Origin of the sequence: Micromonospora sp. M61, from assembly GCF_018070245.1 — a bacterium.
GTDB lineage: Bacteria > Actinomycetota > Actinomycetes > Mycobacteriales > Micromonosporaceae > Micromonospora > Micromonospora zamorensis.
In genome coordinates, this window is sequence record NZ_JAGPYA010000010.1 from 50,776 (window position 1) to 69,796 (window position 19,021).

The 19,021-nt window shown below is 70.9% G+C and carries 17 protein-coding genes, 1 tRNA gene and 1 pseudogene; 12 read left to right on the plus strand and 7 right to left on the minus strand.

All coding sequences use genetic code 11. The features are described from left to right. Positions 1-95 precede the first annotated feature (95 nt). Complete coding sequence (locus KBX34_RS08010) at positions 96-893, minus strand: PrsW family intramembrane metalloprotease (RefSeq protein ID WP_210924151.1); 798 nt, start codon at positions 891-893, stop codon at positions 96-98. A 199-nt stretch (positions 894-1,092) separates the two neighbouring features. On the opposite strand from KBX34_RS08010, the gene KBX34_RS08015 reads away from it, so the two are divergent. Further along, positions 1,093-1,707, plus strand: coding sequence for a permease-like cell division protein FtsX (locus KBX34_RS08015; protein ID WP_210790228.1), 615 nt, complete (start codon positions 1,093-1,095; stop codon positions 1,705-1,707). Between the two features lie 19 nt (positions 1,708-1,726). On the opposite strand, the gene KBX34_RS08020 is transcribed toward KBX34_RS08015, so the two are convergent. After that, positions 1,727-2,146: an ASCH domain-containing protein gene (locus KBX34_RS08020; RefSeq protein ID WP_210790231.1), complete on the minus strand. Its 420-nt coding sequence runs from the start codon at positions 2,144-2,146 to the stop codon at positions 1,727-1,729. Between the two features lie 77 nt (positions 2,147-2,223). Here KBX34_RS08020 and KBX34_RS08025 point away from each other — a divergent pair, with 77 nt between their 5' ends. Continuing rightward, positions 2,224-2,622 carry an NUDIX domain-containing protein gene (locus KBX34_RS08025; RefSeq protein WP_210790233.1) on the plus strand — a complete coding sequence of 133 codons (399 nt, stop codon included), beginning with the start codon at positions 2,224-2,226 and terminating at the stop codon, positions 2,620-2,622. Positions 2,623-2,624: 2 nt separating this feature from the next. Here the strand turns inward: KBX34_RS08025 and KBX34_RS08030 are convergent, their stop codons facing one another. Then, positions 2,625-3,698, minus strand: a complete 1,074-nt coding sequence (locus KBX34_RS08030; protein ID WP_210790235.1) for an XdhC family protein — start codon at positions 3,696-3,698, stop codon at positions 2,625-2,627. 118 nt (positions 3,699-3,816) lie between these two features. Here KBX34_RS08030 and KBX34_RS08035 point away from each other — a divergent pair, with 118 nt between their 5' ends. The 8 genes from KBX34_RS08035 to KBX34_RS08070 are packed head-to-tail and all read left to right on the plus strand — an operon-like array spanning position 3,817 to position 12,062. Then, a complete protein-coding gene (locus KBX34_RS08035) occupies positions 3,817-4,689 on the plus strand; it encodes a xanthine dehydrogenase family protein subunit M (RefSeq protein ID WP_210790238.1) in 873 nt (290 codons plus the stop codon). Between the two features lie 2 nt (positions 4,690-4,691). After that, positions 4,692-5,240 carry a (2Fe-2S)-binding protein gene (locus KBX34_RS08040; RefSeq protein ID WP_088948676.1) on the plus strand — a complete coding sequence of 183 codons (549 nt, stop codon included), beginning with the start codon at positions 4,692-4,694 and terminating at the stop codon, positions 5,238-5,240. Beyond that, positions 5,237-7,627 (plus strand): aerobic carbon-monoxide dehydrogenase large subunit, encoded by a 2,391-nt coding sequence (locus KBX34_RS08045; protein WP_210924152.1) that lies wholly within the window; start codon positions 5,237-5,239, stop codon positions 7,625-7,627. The genes KBX34_RS08040 and KBX34_RS08045 overlap by 4 nt, the downstream gene beginning before the upstream one ends. A gap of 10 nt (positions 7,628-7,637) precedes the next feature. Further along, the gene (locus KBX34_RS08050; RefSeq protein WP_210924154.1) at positions 7,638-8,504 is read left to right on the plus strand and encodes an XdhC family protein; all 867 of its coding nucleotides are present in this window, start codon (positions 7,638-7,640) and stop codon (positions 8,502-8,504) included. Positions 8,505-8,507: 3 nt separating this feature from the next. Then, on the plus strand, positions 8,508-9,083 hold the full coding sequence (locus KBX34_RS08055) for an NTP transferase domain-containing protein (RefSeq protein WP_088948679.1): 576 nt from the start codon (positions 8,508-8,510) through the stop codon (positions 9,081-9,083). Further along, positions 9,080-9,949, plus strand: coding sequence for a MoxR family ATPase (locus tag KBX34_RS08060; RefSeq protein WP_088948680.1), 870 nt, complete (start codon positions 9,080-9,082; stop codon positions 9,947-9,949). The genes KBX34_RS08055 and KBX34_RS08060 overlap by 4 nt, the downstream gene beginning before the upstream one ends. Continuing rightward, positions 9,946-10,827, plus strand: coding sequence for an SRPBCC family protein (locus KBX34_RS08065; RefSeq protein WP_210924156.1), 882 nt, complete (start codon positions 9,946-9,948; stop codon positions 10,825-10,827). The genes KBX34_RS08060 and KBX34_RS08065 overlap by 4 nt, the downstream gene beginning before the upstream one ends. Continuing rightward, a complete protein-coding gene (locus tag KBX34_RS08070; RefSeq protein WP_210924157.1) occupies positions 10,824-12,062 on the plus strand; it encodes a VWA domain-containing protein in 1,239 nt (412 codons plus the stop codon). The genes KBX34_RS08065 and KBX34_RS08070 overlap by 4 nt, the downstream gene beginning before the upstream one ends. Here KBX34_RS08070 and KBX34_RS08075 read toward each other — a convergent pair. Next, entirely contained in the window at positions 11,987-12,943 is a 957-nt protein-coding gene (locus KBX34_RS08075) for a LysR family transcriptional regulator (protein ID WP_088948683.1), read from the minus strand. The genes KBX34_RS08070 and KBX34_RS08075 overlap by 76 nt on opposite strands. Before the next feature lie 282 nt (positions 12,944-13,225). Between KBX34_RS08075 and KBX34_RS08080 the strand changes: the two genes are divergently transcribed. Beyond that, a tRNA-OTHER gene (locus tag KBX34_RS08080) sits at positions 13,226-13,288 on the plus strand. 551 nt (positions 13,289-13,839) lie between these two features. Continuing rightward, positions 13,840-15,381 (plus strand): TROVE domain-containing protein, encoded by a 1,542-nt coding sequence (locus KBX34_RS08085; RefSeq protein ID WP_307871354.1) that lies wholly within the window; start codon positions 13,840-13,842, stop codon positions 15,379-15,381. Positions 15,382-15,426: 45 nt separating this feature from the next. Here KBX34_RS08085 and KBX34_RS08090 read toward each other — a convergent pair whose 3' ends face one another. The 3 genes and pseudogenes from KBX34_RS08090 to KBX34_RS08100 all read right to left on the minus strand — a co-directional run. Then, on the minus strand, positions 15,427-16,248 hold the full coding sequence (locus KBX34_RS08090; protein WP_210790255.1) for an FkbM family methyltransferase: 822 nt from the start codon (positions 16,246-16,248) through the stop codon (positions 15,427-15,429). Positions 16,249-16,292: 44 nt separating this feature from the next. Continuing rightward, positions 16,293-17,951, minus strand: a complete 1,659-nt coding sequence (locus KBX34_RS08095; RefSeq protein ID WP_210924159.1) for a sulfatase-like hydrolase/transferase — start codon at positions 17,949-17,951, stop codon at positions 16,293-16,295. Between the two features lie 278 nt (positions 17,952-18,229). Next, a pseudogene (locus KBX34_RS08100) lies at positions 18,230-18,961 on the minus strand (CDP-alcohol phosphatidyltransferase family protein); the annotation flags it as partial. Positions 18,962-19,021: the final 60 nt, after the last annotated feature.

Here is a 19,021-nt window from a genome sequence, read left to right on the forward strand (position 1 = left end):
ATGAGGTGCCGGTCCGGTCGCAGCGGGATCACCAACAGTCATGCCTCCCCCGGCCTGATCGCGCAGGCCAGGAGAGGCATGAAGTACGGCGATGGTCAGTTCGGTTGGAGCTGACCGACGGGGTGCTCGGCGAAGGTCCGGTAACGGCGCAGCTCCCAGAACAGCCAGCCGATGCTGATGATCGCCAGCACGATGAAGACCAACGAGCCGGAGAACGTGTCCCAGAGGGTGTGCAGGACCACGACACCCAGGAACGTACCGATGAACCCGATGAGCCGGCCGACGCTCGGGCTGGCCAACAGCGCCCACAACGCGCCGGCGGTGAGCCCGGTCCAGGCGGTGTGACCGGCGGGCGCGGTCAGACCACGGACGAACAGCGTCTGCTCCACCGCACCGATGTTGCCCTGCGAGCTCAGCAGCGCGCTGAAGGCGTAGCCCATCGTCTCCAGCGCGGCGAACCCCATGCCGGCGGCGATGCCGATGATCAGCCCGTCGGAGGGCACCCGGCGGCGACGCTGGGCCACCACCGTGAACAGCAGGACCACCGGGACGATCAGCTTCGCCGACTCCTCGATCAGCGCGACGAACAGCATCGGCAGGGTGCCGAGCCCGCGCAGGGTGTCGTACTCCAGCGTGCCGGCGACCACAGTGCCGATCACACCACCGAAGAACGCCGACGTCACCAACACCGACGCCGGCACCTGCCATCGCCCGGTGCGAGCCTGCGCGAACGTCAGGAACGTCAGCGGCACCAGCGTCGACCCGAGCAGGATCAACGCCGGTACGAAATTCGGGTTCTTGGTGCTGACCAGGGTCCGCAGCACCGCCAGGTAAAGGATCAGCCCGACGACGAGCACTCCGACCCACGCCCACCGGCGCCAACGATCACCCATACGGCGCAGTCTGGCGGATCCAGGTTACGAAGAACAGCCACGGAGTTGAGATCCTGACGACGACGCAGGGGCACACTGCCTGCGTCTTGATCACCTACGATCTGCCCCCATGCGTCGCATAGCACGGTCCCTGGCACTCACACTCCTGCTGGTCCTGTCCACCTGCGCCTCGAAGCCTGAGGTTGCCGGGGACGTGGCGTTGACCGTCTTCCTGGACAACGACGCGACGGCGACGCAGAGAGAGGCCGTGCAGCAACGGCTCCGGTCGATGCCAAGTGTCGAAGGCGTGGCTCTCGAAACCCGCGAACAGGTGCACGAGCGCTTCAAGGTCGATTTCAAGGACCAACCCGACCTGCTGGCGGACCTCAAGCCGGAGTACGCGCCAGAGCTCGTCCACGCCACTGTCACCGACTCTCTGATCGCCGAAGCGATCGAGGCGGTGATGACCGAGGTCGACGGCGTCGATGAGGTGGCGCTCCGGATCGCCGACGTCGACCCCCGGCCTTCGTGGATCGGGATCATCGTTCGGTTGAAATCCTCGGCGACCAGCGAGCAACGGGCCGCCATCCAGGACGCCGTCCGTGGACTGCCACACGCGAAGTCGGTCGGTTTCGAGGACCGCGACGCCGCGTACGAGCGCCTACGCAAGCGGTGCCAGGGCAAGGGCGACCTCACCGCGCAGCTCAAACCGCCGATGCCGCACGAGTCGTGGCGGTTCGAGCATCCCCTCAACGGCACGGGATCCGGAGTGTCACATCTGATGGACCTCGACGGAGTAGACGGCATCAAACTGGTTCCCGTCGAGATGCTGTAACGCCCTGCATGCCGGCTGGTCAGACGACGTGCGCCAGCCGGAAGCGCTCGGCTACCACCAGGGTGTCGTCGTCGACGGTGAAGCCGGGGTCGCCCAACTCGCTTCGCACCTCAGCGCTGTGCCAGAACGCCTCGTGCCCCGCGCGCCACTGCGCCACCGACTCGTCACCCTCGCCCTCATCCAGGGCGTGTTGCAGGTCGACGTCGCCGAGCCGGACCACCCGTACGTCGGTCAGCTCGATGACCGCGACGCGCCGCCCGTCGGAGTCCACCACGGCGGACAGTTGACCCACCTCGGGCAGCGGCTCGTTCGCGCGCTCGTACCCGATCAGCAGGCCGGTCGTCGAGGTCTTCGCGCCGGAAACGATCGCGGCGACGAGGCTGTCGCGCAGCGGTCCCGGGAACGCGAACTCGGCCAGCGGAAGATCATCGAGTTCCATCAGCGGAGGGTACGCGATCCGGCGTCCCGCGAGGCGACGCCGTCGACAAGCTCGGGGCGACATGGCACGGTCCTCTGGTGGCAACCTATGGCGTCGCTCTCGTGCTGCTGGTCGATCCGTCGGGCGCGGTGCTGCTTCAGCACCGCGATGAGGACGCGCCCGCGTCGCCGGGTCAGTGGAGTCTGCCGGGTGGCCACATCGAGCCCGGTGAGTCACCGGAGGAGGCGGCCCGCCGCGAGCTGCTGGAGGAGACGGGCCTGACAGCGGGTGAACTCCACCCACTGTGGAGCGGCCCGCGCCCGTACGAGCCCGGCTTTCCCCACACCGTCACCGTTCACGTGTTTCGGGGCACCACCACGGCCCGGCAGGAGGACGTGGTTCTCGGTGAGGGGCAAGCCATGGTGTTCGTCCCTCGGGACCAGGTGCTCGACCGTGAGCTGGCGGTCTCCGCGGCGCTGGTCCTGCGCATGATCTAGCGTCAGGTGTGGTGGATCGGGGTCGCCAGGTCGCTGAGCGGCCGGCCCGAACCGCCCCAGGCCTGCGCGGTGATCTCGGCGGCGATCGCCACGGCCGTCTCCTCGGGTGTCCGCGCACCCAGGTCCAGCCCGATCGGTGAGCAGAGCCGGGCCAGCGCGGTCTCGCTCACGCCTGCCTCGCGGAGCCGGCGCATCCGGTCGTCGTGTGCACGGCGGCTGCCCATCGCGCCGATGTAGCGGGCGGGTGTGCGCAGTGCGACCTGGAGCAGCGGCACGTCGAACTTGGGGTCGTGGGTCAGCACGCAGAGCACCGTGCGGTCGTCGACGGTCGTCGACTCCAGGTACGCGTGCGGCCACTGCACCACGAGGTCGTCCGCGTCCGGAAAGCGCGCGCGGGTGGCGAACACCGGGCGGGCGTCGCAGACCGTGACGTGGTAGCCGAGGAACCTGCCGATCCGGGCCATCGCGGCGGCGAAGTCGATCGCGCCGAAGATGATCATGCGGGGCGGCGGCACGTACGACTGGACGAACACCGCCACGTCGTCGCCACGCTGCTCCCCCCGCCGGCCCAGGTGGATCGTGCCGGTGGCACCGAGGGCGAGCATGCCCCGCGCCTGCCGGGCGGCCGCGTCGTCCAGGTCGGGTGCGCCGAGGCTGCCGGCGATCCGGTCGGGCCAGATCACCAGTTGGGCGTTCTCCACCGATGCGGTGGCGACCGGCCGGCCGTCGGAGATCGCGGCGAGCACCTCGTCGGTCTCGGTCATCGCGACGCCGGGCTGCACCAGGATCTGGATCGTGCCGCCGCAGGTCAGACCGACGTCGAACGCGTCGTCGTCGCTGACACCGAAGGTCTGGGTCTGGGCAGTTCCGGTCTCCAGCGCCGTCCGGCACATCTCGTAGACGGTGCCCTCGACGCAGCCACCGGAGATGCTGCCCAGCACCTCGCCGTGTGCCGAGACGGCCATCGCCGCCCCGGGTTGCCGGGGCGCGGACTGCCAGGTCCGCACGACGGTCGCGACGGCGAACGCGACGCCGGCCGAACGCCAGGTCGTCAGCCCGTCAACGATGTCCCGCATGGCCGCACGATCCGCGAGCCCGGGCCGCACCGTCAACGGCGACCTAAGCAACTGCTTAGGTCGCCGTTGACTTTGGTCACCGTCGGGCAGAGATTTTGCCGGACTGCGGAGGTACGACATGCAGGTGCCGGCACCGTTCGAGTACGAGCGAGCCACCAGTGTGGACCATGCGATCAGTCTTCTGGAGCATCGCGGCGGCACCGCCCGCCTGATCGCCGGCGGGCACAGCCTGCTGCCGATGATGAAGCTCCGGCTGGCCAACTTCGACTATCTGATCGACATCAACGACCTGCACGCCGAGCTGGGCTACGTCGAGACGGGCCCGGACGAGGTTCGCATCGGGGCGCTGACCCGCCACCGGGAGCTGCTCGAATCCCCCGTGCTGGGGGCGGCGTTCCCCATCTTCGCCGACGCCGAACGGGTGATCGCCGACCCGGTGGTGCGCAACCGGGGCACGCTGGGCGGCTCGCTCTGCCAGGCCGACCCGTCCGAGGACCTCTCGGCGGTGTGCACGACCCTGGACGCGCGGTGCGTGATCCGGGGTCCGGGCGGCGCGGAGAGGGTCGTGTCGATGGAGGACTTCCACGTCGGGCCGTACGAGACGGCCGTCGCGGACGACGAGATCCTGGTCGAGATCCGGCTACCCGTGCGGCCCGGCTGCGGCAGCGCGTACGCCAAGGTCGAGCGCCGGGCCGGCGACTGGGCCGTGGTGTCGGCCGGCGCGGCGGTGTGGCTCGTCGGCGGCGCGATCGTCGACGCCCGGGTCGGGCTCGCGGCGGTCGGCCCCAACACGACGGGCATCCCGGAGATCTCGGCCGCGTTGCGCGGGCAGGAACCCTCGGAGGGGCTCTACGAGCAGGCCGGGGCGATCGCGGCGCGCAGCTGCGACCCGGTGACCGACCAGCGCGGCAGCGCGGACTACAAGCGGCATCTGGCCGCCGAGCTGACCAGGCGGACCCTGCGCCGGGCCGTCGAACGGGCGAGGAGCTGAGCATGCAGGTCACCATGACCGTCAACGACGTCGAGGTCACCCGGGAGATCGAGGCCCGGCTGCTGCTGGTGCACTTCCTGCGCGACGTGCTCGGTCTGACCGGCACGCACTGGGGCTGCGACACCAGCAACTGCGGCACCTGCGTGGTCTGGTTGGACGGCGAGCCGGTGAAGTCGTGCACAGTGCTCGCGGCGATGGCCGGCGGCCACCAGGTGCGTACCGTCGAGGGTCTCGCCAAGGGCGCCGAGCTGGACCCGATCCAGCAGGGTTTCATGCAGTGCCACGGTCTCCAGTGCGGCTTCTGCACGCCGGGGATGATGATGACCGCGCGGGCGCTGCTCGACCGCAACCCCGACCCGAGTGAGACGGAGATCCGAGAGGCGATCTCGGGTCAGATCTGCCGGTGCACGGGTTACGCCACCATCGTCCGCTCGGTCCGCTGGGCCGCCGTGGCCGAGGCGCAGGCCGCAGCCCAGGTCACCGAGACCACCGAATCGACCGAGGCCGGCGAGATCGACAACGCCGGCCAGCCCGCGGAGGCCGTCGCATGACCACCGTGCACGAGCGCGTGGACACGTTCCACGACAACGACCAGAAACCCGTCGGGTACGGCCGGATGCTGCGCAAGGAGGACCCGCGCTTCCTGCGGGGTCGCGGCCGGTACGTCGACGACGTCCAACTGCCCGGCATGCTGCACCTCGCGATCCTCCGGTCGCCGGTGGCGCACGCCCGCATCGTCAGCATCGACACGAGCGCCGCCGAGGCGTCGCCCGGGGTGAAGGCGGTCGTGACCGGGGCTGCCCTGGCTGCGCAGAACCTGGCCTGGATGCCGACCCTCTCCAACGACGTGCAGGCCGTCCTCGCCACCGACAAGGTGCGTTTCCAGGGCCAGGAGGTGGCGTTCGTCGTCGCCGAGGACCGGTACGCGGCCCGCGACGCGCTGGAGCTGATCGACGTCGAGTACGACGTCCTCGACCCGGTGATCGACGCACGTCGCGCGTTGGAGCCGGACGCCCCGGTGATCCGCGACGACCTGGACGGCAAGACGAACAACCACTGCTTCGACTGGGAGACCGGCGACGAGGCGGCCACCGAGGCGGTCTTCGCCCGCGCCGACGTCGTGGTCAGCCAGGACCTCGTCTACCCCCGGGTGCACCCGGCGCCCATGGAGACGTGCGGGGCGGTCGCCGACTACGACGCCGTCGACGGCAAGCTGCGGCTCTGGTCGACCACCCAGGCGCCGCACGCGCACCGCACCCTCTACGCCATCGTGGCGGGCCTGCCCGAGCACAAGATCCAGGTGATCGCGCCGGACATCGGCGGCGGGTTCGGCAACAAGGTGCCGATCTACCCCGGGTACGTCTGCGCGATTGTCGCCTCGATCGTCACCGGCAAGCCGGTGAAGTGGATGGAGGACCGCTCGGAGAACCTGATCAGCACCGGTTTCGCTCGCGACTACATCATGCGCGGGGAGATCGCGGCGACCCGCGACGGCCGGATCCTCGGCATCCGCACCAACGTGCTGGCCGACCACGGCGCGTTCAACGGCACCGCCGCCCCGGTGAAGTACCCGGCCGGCTTCTTCGGGGTGTTCACCGGCAGCTACGACATCGAGGCCGCGTACTGCAAGATGACGGCGATCTTCACCAACAAGGCGCCCGGCGGTGTCGCGTACGCGTGCTCGTTCCGGATCACCGAGGCGGTCTACCTGGTCGAGCGGATCGTCGACTGCCTCGCCGACGAACTCGGCATGGACCCGGCCGAGCTGCGGCTGAAGAACTTCATCCAGCCGGAGCAGTTCCCGTACACGACGAAGACCGGCTGGGTGTACGACTCGGGCAACTACGAGCCGACGATGCGGCTGGCGATGGAGATGGCCGGCTACGACGAGTTGCGCCGCGAGCAGGCGGAGAAGCGGGCCCGGGGCGAGCTGATGGGCATCGGCATCGCATTCTTCACCGAGGCCGTCGGCGCCGGGCCGCGCAAGGACATGGACATTCTCGGGCTGGGCATGGCCGACGGCTGCGAGCTGCGCGTCCACCCGACCGGAAAGGCCGTGGTACGCCTCAGCGTCCAGTCGCAGGGTCAGGGGCACGAGACGACGTTCGCGCAGATCGTCGCCGAGGAGATCGGCATTCCACCGGCGGACATCGAGGTGCTGCACGGCGACACCGACAACACCCCGTTCGGCCTCGGCACGTACGGCAGCCGGTCGACGCCCGTCTCGGGCGCCGCTGCGGCCCTGGTGGCCCGGAAGGTCCGCGACAAGGCGCGGATCATCGCCTCGGGGATGCTGGAGGTGTCGGTGGCCGACCTGGAGTGGGAGAAGGGCGCGTTCCACGTCGCGGGCGACCCGGGCAGGTCCGTCACCATCCAGGACATCGCCATGCGCGCGCACGGCGCGGGTGACCTGCCCGAGGGCATCGAGGGTGGGTTGGAGGCGCAGATCTGCTACAACCCGTCGAACCTGACCTACCCGCACGGCGCGTACATCTGCGTGGTGGACATCGACCCCGGCACCGCGCAGGTGAAGGTCCGACGGTTCATCGCGGTCGACGACTGCGGCACCCGGATCAACCCGATGATCATCGAGGGGCAGGTGCACGGAGGGCTGACCGACGGGGTCGGCATGGCCCTGATGGAGATGATCGCGTTCGACGAGGACGGCAACTGCCTCGGTGCGTCCCTGATGGACTACCTGATCCCGACGTCACTGGAGGTGCCCGACTGGGAGACGGGGTTCACCGTGACGCCGTCGCCGCACCACCCGATCGGTGCGAAGGGCGTGGGCGAGTCCGCGACGGTGGGGTCGCCACCCGCGATCGTCAACGCGGTCATCGACGCCCTGAAGCCCTTCGGCGTACGCCATGCCGACATGCCGCTGACGCCGTCGCGGGTCTGGGACGCGATGCGCGGCCAGGCCCGGCCGCCGATCTGAGGGAGCCGAGATGACCACCATCGCGGAGCGCGCCCGGGAGCTGACCGACACCCGGGAGCCGTTCGTCCACGCCACAGTGGTCCGCGCCCAGGACCCGACGTCGGCCCGGCCGGGCGACGCCGCGGTGATCCGGTCCGACGGCTCGATCGAGGGCTTCGTGGGTGGGGTGTGCGCCGAGAGTTCGGTGCGCGCGGCGGCGCTCGACACCCTGCGCGACGGGACCGCCCTGCTGCTGCGGGTGCTGCCGGAGGGCGCGGTCCCGTTCCCGGAAACGCCGGGGGCGCGGGTGGTGGTCAACCCGTGCCACTCCGGTGGGGCGATCGAGGTCTTCCTCCGACCGATGCTGCCGGCGCCGGCTCTGCGTGTCGTCGGCAGCACGCCGATCAGCGCGGCGGTGGCCAACCTCGCCGCGTTCCTCGACTTCGACGTCGTCACGGCCGACGACTGCACCGGCTGCACCGCTGTCGTCGTGGCCGGGTTGGGCAAGGGCGAGCAGGAGGCGATCCGGGCCGCGCTGGACGCCGGCGTCGGGTTCATCGCGCTGGTGGCCAGCGGCAGGCGCGGCGCGGCCCTGCTCGACGAGCTGGGTTTGACCGACGAGGAGCGTGCCCGCGTCCACTCGCCGGCGGGTGTGGACATCGGCGCGCGTACGCCGGCCGAGATCGCCCTGTCGATCATGGCTGAGGTGGTCCGGGCGATCCGGGTGGACGGGTTGGCCCCGGCCTCCGGCGCGCCGGCCGCTCGACCCCAGCAGGCCGTCGACCCGGTGTGTGGGATGACAGTGCTGGTCGGGCCGGAGACGCCGCACGCGCGGGTCGACGGGCAGGACTTCTGGTTCTGCTGCGCCGGCTGCCTCGCGAGTTACACGGCGGCGTAGCCCGTGTTCCTGACCGGCCTGGTGCTCGCCGCGGGCGCGTCGGTGCGCCTCGGCGAGGCGAAGCAACTGCTGCCGTACCGGGGGCGGACGCTGCTCGACGCCACTCTCGACCTGGCCCGCTCGTGCGGCTTCGACCAGCTGCTCGTCACACTGGGCGGCGCGGCGAGCGGCATCCGCGACCGGGTCGACCTGACCGGGTGCCAGGTCGTGGAGAACCCGGCGTTCAGCACCGGCTGCGGGTCGTCGGTCAGCACCGCCGCGCGGGCGGTGGACCCGCGCGCCGACGCGCTCGTGCTGCTCCTCGGTGACCAGCCCGGCGTCCGCGCCGCAGACGTCCGCCGGGTCGCCGAGGCGGCCACCCCGCTGGCCGTCTGCCGGTACGCGAACGGGCTGGGCCACCCGTTCCGCTTCGGCCGGGCTGTCCTTCCCGAGCTGTACGACCTGCACGGCGACAAGGCCGTCTGGAAGCTGCTGCACTCCGGCCGCCACCCGGTGACCGAGGTGCCCGTCGACGGGCCGGTGCCGATCGACGTGGACACCCATGCGGACTACCAACGCCTGTTGGCGGGCGAGGCATGAGGGACGCCCTGGCCGTGCGGCACCGCCTCGACGCCGTCGACTACCTGGTCGACGACGGCCTGGCGATGGCCCTGTTCCTCGCGTTGCGCCTCGGTCGGCCACTGCTGCTGGAGGGCGAGCCGGGTGTCGGCAAGACCGCCGCCGCCAAGGCGTTGGCCCGCGCGCTGGAAACGCCGCTGATCCGGTTGCAGTGCTACGAGGGGCTGACCGCGGGCGAGGCGCTCTACGAGTGGAACTACCAGCGACAACTGCTGGCGATCCGGCTCGCCGAGGCACAACAGGCGCGGCTCACCGACGCGGACCTGTTCAGCGCCGAGTTCCTCCAGGAACGGCCGATCCTGCGGGCCGTACGCCACCGGGGGCCGGTCCCACCGGTGCTGCTGATCGACGAGATCGACCGGGCCGACGACGAGTTCGAGGCACTGCTGTTCGAGTTCCTCGGCGAGGCCGGCATCACGATCCCCGAGCTCGGCACGTTCACCGCCCGTACGCCGCCGGTCGTGGTGCTCACCTCCAACCGCAGCCGGGAGCTGCACGACGCGTTGCGCCGCCGCTGCCTGTACCACTGGATCGACTTTCCCGAGCCGGCCCGCGCCGTCGAGATCGTCCGCCGTGCCGTGCCGGGCGCCACCGAGCCGCTGATCCAGACGGCCGTCCAGTTCGTCGGCGGCGTACGCGGCCGCGAGTTGGAGAAGCCGCCCGGGATGGCGGAGACCATCGACTGGGTGGCCGCGCTGTCCGTGCTGGGCGTCGCCGGTCTCGCCGCCGACGACGTCGCGCTGACCATCGGCACCATCGCCAAGACCCCCGACGACCGCGCCGTGGTCGCCGCCGCGCTCGGCGCCTACCAGGAGAGCCAGCTATGAAGATCACGAACGAGTTCGCGGTCGCTGTCCCGATCGACGAGGCGTGGGCGGTGCTCACCGATCTGGAGGGGATCGCGCCGTGCCTGCCGGGGGCCCAGTTGACCGGCGTCGACGGTGACGTCTACCGGGGCAGGGTGAAGGTCAAGGTCGGGCCGGTGATCTCGGAGTTCGCGGGCACCGCCCGGTTCGTCGAGAAGGACGACTCCGCCTACCGTGGGGTGATCGACACGAAGGGCCGCGACGCCCGGTCGACGGGGAACGCGTCCGCGCTGGTCACCGCTCACCTACGGCCGGACGGCGACCGGACGCTGGTCAGCGTGGACACCGACCTGAAGATCTCCGGCAAGCTGGCCCAGTTCGGCAGCGGCATGATCAAGGAGGTGTCGGGCAAGTTGGTGGCCCAGTTCGTCGCCAACCTGGAGGCCAAGCTCGCGGCCGACCACTCGGCCCCGGCCGTGCCGGCACCACGCGCGGACTCCGAGCCCGTCGCGCCGTCGTCCGTAGCGCCCGAGGCGCTTCCCGCCGCGTCCGCGACAGCGGTCGCCACCACACCCAGGACCGCCGCCGTCGCGCCGTCACCGATCGAGCCGTCACCAGCCTCTTCGACGGCGGCGTCGTCGCCGATCTCGCCGTCGCTGCCGTCGGCGGCGGCGTCGTCGGCATCGTCATCGTCATCGCCGTCAGCGTCGTCGGCATCGTCATCGTCGTCGGCGGTCGAGTCACCCGACGGCTCCACCCGCGTGGCGGTGGCTGCCGAGCCGGAGGCGCTCGACCTGCTCAGCATCGCCGGCGGTTCGATCACCAAGCGCCTCGTACCCGTCGTCGTCGGTCTCGTCGCCGTGGGCGCGGTGATCGCCTGGCTGGCCTCGCGCCGGTGAGCCCGGGCGTGCTGCGCGGGGTCGACCGGGCCGCGTTCGCGGTGGCGCTCGTCGGCCGGCTGCGACGAGCCGGCGTCCCGGCCGGCCTCACCGACGTCGACGACTTCGTCCGGGCGCTCGCCGCCAGCCCACCAGACTCGATGTCGTCGCTCTACTGGACGGCCCGGATCTGCCTGGTCCGACGACACGCCGACCTCGCCGCGTTCGACCGGGTCTTCGCGGCGATCTTCGCGGACCCCCCACCACTGCCCCGGCCGTCGCGGTCCGCGTCCCCGCCTGACGCTCACGACGACGTGTACGCGCGTGTGCCCGCCGACACCGACGACTCGGATTCCGGCGGTGGCCTGCCGTGGGCGACGCTGCCGCCAGCCGTGGCGGAGACACCGGCACACGACACAGCGCTGCTGCTGCCCGAGCGGCGCCCCAGCGCCCTCAGCGGGCTCGCCGACCGCCCGTTCGACGCACTCGACAGCGCACAGGTCGCACGGCTCGGCGACGCCCTGCGCGCTGCCGTCGCCGGCTGGCCGACCCGGCGTACCCGGCGATTCGCCATCGGCGTGGCCGGTGCCCGGGTCGCGCTGCGGCCCACCATCGCCCGGGCCCGCCGCACCGGATGGGAACCCGTCGAGGTCGTCCGCGAGCGACCGGTGCGACGACCACGCCGGGTCGTGCTGCTCTGCGACGTCAGCGAGTCGATGCGGGCGCAGGCGACCGCGTACCTGCATCTGATGCGGGCGTTCGCGGTGGTCGCCGACGCGGAGGTCTTCGCGTTCGCGACGACGCTGACCCGGCTCACCGTGGTGCTGCGACACACGTCGGCGGCCGAGGCGGTCGCGCAGGCCAGCGCCGCCGTGACCGACCGGTACGGGGGCACCCGGATCGCCACGAACCTGCGCTCCCTGCTCACCTCCCACCACGCGGACGCCGTGCGCGGGGCGGTGGTGGTGATCGGGTCGGACGGCTGGGACAGCGACCCGCCGGACGAACTGGCGGCCGTGATGGCCCGGCTGAGCCGCCGCGCGTACCGGATCGTCTGGTTGAATCCCCGCGCCGGCGCACCCGGCTTCACCCCCAGGGTCGGCGGCATGGCCGCCGCTCTCCCCTACTGCGACCGGATGCTGCCCGCCGGCACCTTCCAGGACCTGCTGGTCGTCGCCCGTCAACTCCAGAGCGTCACGTGCACCGACGGCCGGAAGTGGCCGACGCTGACGCCCGCGCCGCGCATCATCGCCTGAATCGCCCTCGGCGTCGACGAGAAGCGCGACAGCTCGTCGGCGGCCGACATCGCGTCGGGGGTGGCGAGCACCTGCGAGTGCCACACCGCCTCCATCGTCGCGTTCGGCCCCGCCACCTGCGCAAGATGCCCCTGCCGGACGTCCGGCGCGACGGTGAACGCGAGGGCCGGCGAGACGCCCTTGCCCCGCTTGGCCTCCCCCAGCGCCGCCGCGTGGCTCTGGAAGATCTGCTGCCGCTCGTCCGGCACGGCGAGGCGACGCAGCATCGCCGGCACCCCACCCAGATCCGTGGTGGCGGACGGCCCGAGCAGCCAGGTCTGCTCCCGCAGCTGCCCGGGGGACGCCGGCACACCGGCCAACGGGTGCTCCGGGCCGACGACGAGAACGAGGCGGTAGTTCATCACCGGCCGGCTGGCGGTGGCGCTGTCCACCACCGGCGGTTGCGGGCCGATCGCGATGTCCACGGCCCGAGCCAGCAGCAGCGACCCGAAGGCACCCGGGCTGCGTACGCTCAGCTCGACGTCGAGGTCGGCGGCCCGCTTGGCGAAGAGCTCGATCAGACCGGGCGCGGCGAACTCGGCGAACAGGCTCGACGCGGCGACCCGCAGCAGCCGCCGGCCACGCGTCGCGGCGCTCACCTCCCGGATCGTACGGTCCTGAAGCCCCAGCAGCTCCGCGGCGCGACTGGCCAGCCGCAGCCCGCCGGGGGTGAAGGCGAGGCCACCCGCCGTCCGGGAGAAGAGCTTGTCGCCGAACTCCCTGCGCAACTGGGCGATGTGGAGCGACACGGCCGACTCGGAGACCTGCAGCTCCGCGGCGGCCTGCTTGACGGACCCCAGCCGGACCACGGCGACGTACGCGCGCAGCTGCGTCGGGGTCATCGGTGTCACCCACCTCCCGCGCGATCGCGTGGCTCGGCTCTCCGTCGAGACGAACCCCGATCATGCCCCGGTGACGTGTCCACCGCCATCAGTGATTCACCCGACCGACGTGCTCGTCGTCGACGATCGGGGGCTCGACGCGGCGCGGGGCCCTCGCTGCGGTCGGGCTTGCCGCCCCGGCGGTGGGGTGAACGTACCCGTCCGGAGCCAGCGGAGGCCGCCAGGGCGCCGAAACAGCTTGTCCACGCGTCGGTGCGGGCCTATCGTCGTCAGGCGCCTTCCGGTGCGCAGGCAACGGCTACTTCCGCTCTCAACGGGGAGACGTGGGTTCGAATCCCACCGCCACCTTGGGTGGCGTCGACCAGCGGCCCAGGTCACCTTGGCCCGCAAGGGCCGGTCGCCGTCGCCGCTTCGATCTCGGGAGGCGCGCTCACGCCGCACGCCCGGTGCGACGGACACGGCTACTTCTTTGGCGAAGGCCCGGGAAGGGCCCGCGGTTCGAACCCGCGAAAACCGTGTCCACTTTTGATCTCGGGTGTGTGGCGTGACCAGGCGGGCACCACTGCCCTCCCGATCACAAGATCGCAAACTCCGTTGCCCGGCCGTCGGCGCCACCGCTAGCGTCATGACCGCACTTCCCGGTGCGCAGGTGACGGTTACATCTGGAGGGGTTCCGACCTCGGTGAAGGACCATCCGTCGCCGACCTCGATCTCGGGAAGCGCGACGACACCACACACCCGGTGCGCAGGCAACGGTTACTTCAGGGGTCCGCAGATGGGGGTTCGAGTCCTCCGCCACCTTCGGGTGAATAGTTCAACGGACAGAACGGCGGACTAGTCCGTGGCCGATTTTGATCTCGGGTGTGCGGTGGGGTGGCGTTTCCGAGCTGATTGACGTGGGGGACGTCATGGCCAAGTTCAACATCAAGCTGCGCAAGGGCCGCCAGCAGCCGGCGACCGCCCAGGGCGCGCCCGGCTTCGCCCGTGAGCCGCGCGTCGAACTCTTCCTGCTCGGTGTCTCCATCATGGTCGGCGAGGACACCTTCTACGAGGGCGCCACGGACCGGGACGCTCGCTTCCGAGACCTGGTCGCCACCGTCGCCGTAGCTGACCCGGACTGGTTCGCTCGCTTCGTACCGTGGCTTCGGTCCGTCGCCATGCTGCGCTCGGCGTCCGTGGTGGCGGCTGTCGAGGGCGCTCGCGCCCAGGTTGCCGCCCAGATTCCGGGTTCGCGGGCAGTCGTGGACGCCGCGTTGCAGCGTGCGGACGAGCCCGCAGAGGCTCTGGCATACTGGCTGGCTCGCCATGGCCGGGCACTACCCAAGCCGGTGAAGCGGGGCATCGCCGACGCGGCGGTCCGGCTGTACACCGAGCGGAGTCTGCTCAAGTACGACTCCGTCGGCAGCCAGGTGCGCTTTGGCGATGTCATCGACCTGACGCACCCCACCGCGAAGGACGAGCGGCAGGGCGACCTGTTCCGGCACGCGCTGGATCGGCGGCACCGGCGGGACAACCCGCTGCCGGCGTCGCTCGGGATGCTGGCGGCCCGGGACACGCTCATGGCGTTGCCCGTCGAGCAGCGCAGGGAGGTCACCGATCCGGCGGTGCTGGGCGCGGCCGGCATGACGTGGGAGGCCCTGGCGGGCTGGCGACAGAGCGCAATGGACGCCTCGGCATGGGAGTCCGTCATCCCGACCATGGGCTATTTGGCGTTGCTGCGCAACCTGCGCAACTTCGACCAGGTCGGGGTCAGCGACACCGTGGCGGAGACGGTGGCGGCCAAGCTCTCCGATCCGGGCCAGGTTGCCGCCTCTCGGGTGCTGCCGATGCGCTTCCTTTCGGCGTACAACGCGGCACCGAGTCTGCGGTGGGCGTACCCGCTGGAGAAGGCCTTGCAGCATGCCCTGGCCAACGTGCCTGCTCTGGGCGGGCGGACCCTCATCCTCATCGACACGTCGGGCTCGATGCAGAGCCCGTTCAGCAAGGACGGCACGCTGCTCTGCTGGGACGGCGCCACGGTGTTCGGCCTGGCGCTGGCCGCCCGGGCGCGGGCGGCCACGGTGGTGTCGTTCTCCAATGACAGTCGGGTGTTTCCGTCGTTGGCGGGCGAGTCGGTGCTCGCGGCGGTGCGGCGGTTCAAGGACGACGGCTACTTCTTCGGCATGGGCACCGACACCGAGAAGGCGGTGCGCAAGCACTACGACCGGCACGACCGGGTGGTCATCCTCACCGATGAGCAGGCCCATTGGCACAACGCGGCGGACGTGGCCGCAGCGGTGCCCGCTGAGGTTCCCGTGTACACCTGGAACCTGGCCGGATACCGGGTCGGGCACACGCCGACCGCAGCGAACCGGCACACCTTCGGCGGGTTGTCCGACGCCGCGTTCGCGATGATCCCGCTCATCGAGGATGGCGTTAACGAGCGGTGGCCCTTCTGAACGTCGGGACGCCGTGACGGCTCCTTTCCGGTACGCGGGCAGTGGCTACCGCCGCTTCGGATCGTCATGCGGCGGTGGCTGTCGCAACCCTCCCCGGGACACGCAGTACACGTCGCCGGCGTTGGTCCGGTGCGGCAGGTCGCGCAGGTGTGCTGCCACGTCGCTCGCGGGTAGCCACCTCTCGAAGGTCATCGACTTGTCGTCGCCCAGCGCCACGTCGAAACCGTCGAAGCCGAGCGCGGTCAGACGGTCGAGACACCGGTAGGCAACCGCACGTGCGATCGTGGTGAACTCGAACGACAGAGCGGGCAGCGGCCGGCTCAGACCGGCCAGCACCTCGTCCTCGAAACCCTCCACGTCGATCTTGGCGAAGCTCGGTACGCCGTACTCGTGGATCAGCGCGTCGACGGTGACCACCGGGACCTCGATGTCCCCGTCCCACACCTGGCCCTCCCAACCGCCCGCGCCGTGCGCCGCCCGGATGAAGTCGGACGAGGCGGTCGACACGGTGGGGTTGGCGGAGTTGACGTGCAGCCGTGTGCTCCCGGCGGCCGCGCCACATGCCCCTTCGACCAGCGTCACCTGGTCGTCGTCGGCGTAGATCGTCCGCAGGGCGCGCAAACACAGCGGCTGCGGCTCCACGGCGACGACCCGGGCTCCGAGTCGACGGAAGCTGCCGATGTGGTCGCCCACGTGGGAGCCGATGTCGAAGACGAGGTCCCCCGAGGTGACGAACCGGGAGTAGAACGCGTCCATCCTCGCGTCCCGCTGTGGGTCGCCGTAGTAGACATCCAGCGACCGGTGCAGGAGGGACATGGCCGGATCGGCCCGGAGCGCAGCGATCCTGGCCTCGGTGGTAGCCGTCATCTGTCTGTCGTCCAGTCCGTGAGTGGGGCGCGAGGTGGCCGGGGTTACGGCCCGAAGGCGGTCAGGAACCGGTCCCGGAAGGTGTCCATCCGCCAGACCGGTGCCTGTGGCCCGGGCTTGAGCCCGTCCTGCCAGCCCCACCCGGTGATCCGGTCCAGGACGCCCCGGTCCCGGGTGATGATCGTGATCGGGACGTCGTGGCTGGCGTTCTCGCCGGTGACGACCGCGGCGGGCTGATGGTCGCCGAGGAAGATGAACACGAGATCGTCGTCGCCGTAGGTCTGGACGTAGGAGACGAGCGTGCTCAGCGTGTACTGGATGGACTGCCGGTAGTCGGCCCGGATCTGGGCGGTGCTGCGCCGCCGCTCATCCTCCTCGCCGGCGGTGCCACGGTAGATCGCCCCGTCGCCGACGGTGGCCCAGTCGACCAGTCGCGGGACGGGCGTCCACGGTGCGTGGCTCGACACCAGCGCGAGCTCCGTCATCACCGGGTTGCCGTCCTGTTTCGCCTGCTCAAGGCGCTGCCAGCTGGACAGCGTGAACTGGTCGGGCATCGTGCCGAAGCTGAACTTCGGACCACGGTACCCGAGCGCCCTGGCGTCGTAGAACCGCTCGTAGCCGAAGAAGGAGCCCTCCGGCCACGCCCTGCTGACGGCGGGCATCACGCCGACGGTCTGCCAGTTGGCCCGTCGGAAGGCGCCGTTGAGGGTCATCCGGTCACTCGCCAGCAGGGTGCGGTGCCGCTGGTCGTTGTCGATCCACAGACCGGAGAGCAGGGTGTCGTGCGCGAGCCAACTGCCGCCGCCGAACGTCGGCGAGGTGAGGAAGCCGGACTGCGCGGCGAATCCCGCCGCCTGCAACTGGCTGGTGCCGCTGTCCAGGACGGCGCCGACCTGCGGGGCGAACTCCGGGTCCTCGACGGCGTCCCGGCCATAGCTCTCCACGAAGGCGATGACCACGTTCTTGCCCCGCAGCGCGGTGAGGAGTTGGTCGCCGGGAGTCTGCTCGAACCGGTCGTCCTCGAGTAGCGCGGCGAACTTCTCCCGGTCGTCGAGTCGCAGGCGCACCTGGAAGCCGTGGCCGTTTGTCAGCGTGGTCGCCGACGTGTCGGCGACCGCTACGCCCTCGACCACCCGCACGTTGAACGCGGCGCAGGCCACCCAGACGACCACCAGCGCCGCCACGATCCGGGTGGCCCCGGTGCGGTGCCCGATCACCAGCCGGCGCAGCCGCCGCACCGACAGCGTGACCAGGACCGGCAGGCCCACCGCCACCACCGCCAGGGCGATCGCGGCGCCGACGGCGGCGGGCCGACCGTACGACTCGCTGAGGAAGGCGAACGCCTCGTCCAGCAACGCCCAGTCGAGCACCAGGTCGAACGCCCGGCTGAGGGCGGCGGAGAACCCCAGGTCGAGCAACTTCAGCAGGCCGAGCAGACCGAGAGCCACGCCAGTGAGCGTCGCGACCAGCCGGCTCCCGCGCGATGGCAGCGCGAGCAGGAGGGCCACGACCAGCAGCGCCTCCAGGGGGATCCGCACGAACGCCGCCGGGGTGAGGCGACCGAAGTCGTACGGTGCGGTGAGCACGAGCAGCACCAGCAGCGCGGCCAGGACGGTCACGAGTCGGGCCCGGATGGAGCGGCCCGGCCGACCCTCGGGTGCGGTGCCGTCGGTCTCGGTGGCGTCCGACAGTTCGCCTCTCATCGCCCTCCGTCCCTGGCTCGACTGCTGACGTACGCGCGTCAAGAGCGACAACCCGGGCATCCTTCCATGATCTTCGTGGGGCGTGGCATCCGGGCGGCTCAGACGCGGGCGGTCCCGCGTCGGGCCACGGCGACCGGCCTGTGCTCCGGCCAGGGCATCGCGTCAGGCGCATCGGGAACGTGTGCGACGTGCTGGGTGATGGCGGCGTGCTGGGTGACCGGTGCGTAGTGACTGGCCGGGGCATCGTGGGTGACCGGGGCGTCGTGGACGAGGGTGCGGCGCAGGTGACGGGTCAGCCACAGCCACGTGACGTCGCGCCCGAAGGACTCGACGAGCAGCGCCAGCGACACCACCAGCATGGCGGTCGTCAGCGGCCCGGGCAGCGCGTCACCCATCGCCACCGTCAGCACCACGCCCTGGATCGCCGCGACGACCTTGCGCCAGTAGCGCGGCGGCAGCGACCCGCGCATCCATCCCAGCACCCAGCTCGCGGCCACGAAGACGTACCGCATCGCGCCGATCGCCAACACCCAGGCACCCACCGAGGGGGCCACGTAGAGGCACAGCACCAGCACCAGGAACGAGTCGATCTCCATGTCGAAGCGCGCGCCGAGCTCGCTGGTCGTCCCGGTGCGTCGGGCCGTGTAGCCGTCCACCGCGTCGAGGACCAGCGCCACGGTGGTGAGGGTGACCATCAACGCGACCGGCGCCGGCCGGGTGAACGACTCCGCGGCCAGGGCCGTCACGCCGCCGACGAGGATCGCCCGGCTCAGAGTCACGCGGTCGGCCGGGCTCAGACCAGGCGCGGTCGACCGGGACATCCCCCGGCTGAGCAGGAGGCACAGGCCCACTCCGTAGGCCAGCCCCGCCAACCATCCCGCCGCGCCCAGACCGACTGTCCCCGCGAGCACCGCCAGCACGACGATCTGCACGATCAGCCCGACGAGCGGACCAGTTCGAACCGTTGACATCGTGCCTCCGCGAATCTGGTGTGTGACCCTGACCGTCATCACGGAAAATATGACCGATCGGTTCATTTTGAACGGGACTCACCATGTATACGGACGAAC

Coding starts and splice junctions, on each gene's coding strand:
- KBX34_RS08065 (WP_210924156.1), top strand. CDS start 9,946: ATGAAGATCACGAACGAGTTCGCGGTCGCTGTCCCGATCGACGAGGCG.
- KBX34_RS08010 (WP_210924151.1), bottom strand. CDS start 893: ATGGGTGATCGTTGGCGCCGGTGGGCGTGGGTCGGAGTGCTCGTCGTC.
- KBX34_RS08050 (WP_210924154.1), top strand. CDS start 7,638: ATGACCACCATCGCGGAGCGCGCCCGGGAGCTGACCGACACCCGGGAG.
- KBX34_RS08095 (WP_210924159.1), bottom strand. CDS start 17,951: ATGAGAGGCGAACTGTCGGACGCCACCGAGACCGACGGCACCGCACCC.
- KBX34_RS08030 (WP_210790235.1), bottom strand. CDS start 3,698: ATGCGGGACATCGTTGACGGGCTGACGACCTGGCGTTCGGCCGGCGTC.
- KBX34_RS08075 (WP_088948683.1), bottom strand. CDS start 12,943: ATGACCCCGACGCAGCTGCGCGCGTACGTCGCCGTGGTCCGGCTGGGG.
- KBX34_RS08090 (WP_210790255.1), bottom strand. CDS start 16,248: ATGACGGCTACCACCGAGGCCAGGATCGCTGCGCTCCGGGCCGATCCG.
- KBX34_RS08045 (WP_210924152.1), top strand. CDS start 5,237: ATGACCACCGTGCACGAGCGCGTGGACACGTTCCACGACAACGACCAG.
- KBX34_RS08040 (WP_088948676.1), top strand. CDS start 4,692: ATGCAGGTCACCATGACCGTCAACGACGTCGAGGTCACCCGGGAGATC.
- KBX34_RS08060 (WP_088948680.1), top strand. CDS start 9,080: ATGAGGGACGCCCTGGCCGTGCGGCACCGCCTCGACGCCGTCGACTAC.
- KBX34_RS08035 (WP_210790238.1), top strand. CDS start 3,817: ATGCAGGTGCCGGCACCGTTCGAGTACGAGCGAGCCACCAGTGTGGAC.
- KBX34_RS08020 (WP_210790231.1), bottom strand. CDS start 2,146: ATGGAACTCGATGATCTTCCGCTGGCCGAGTTCGCGTTCCCGGGACCG.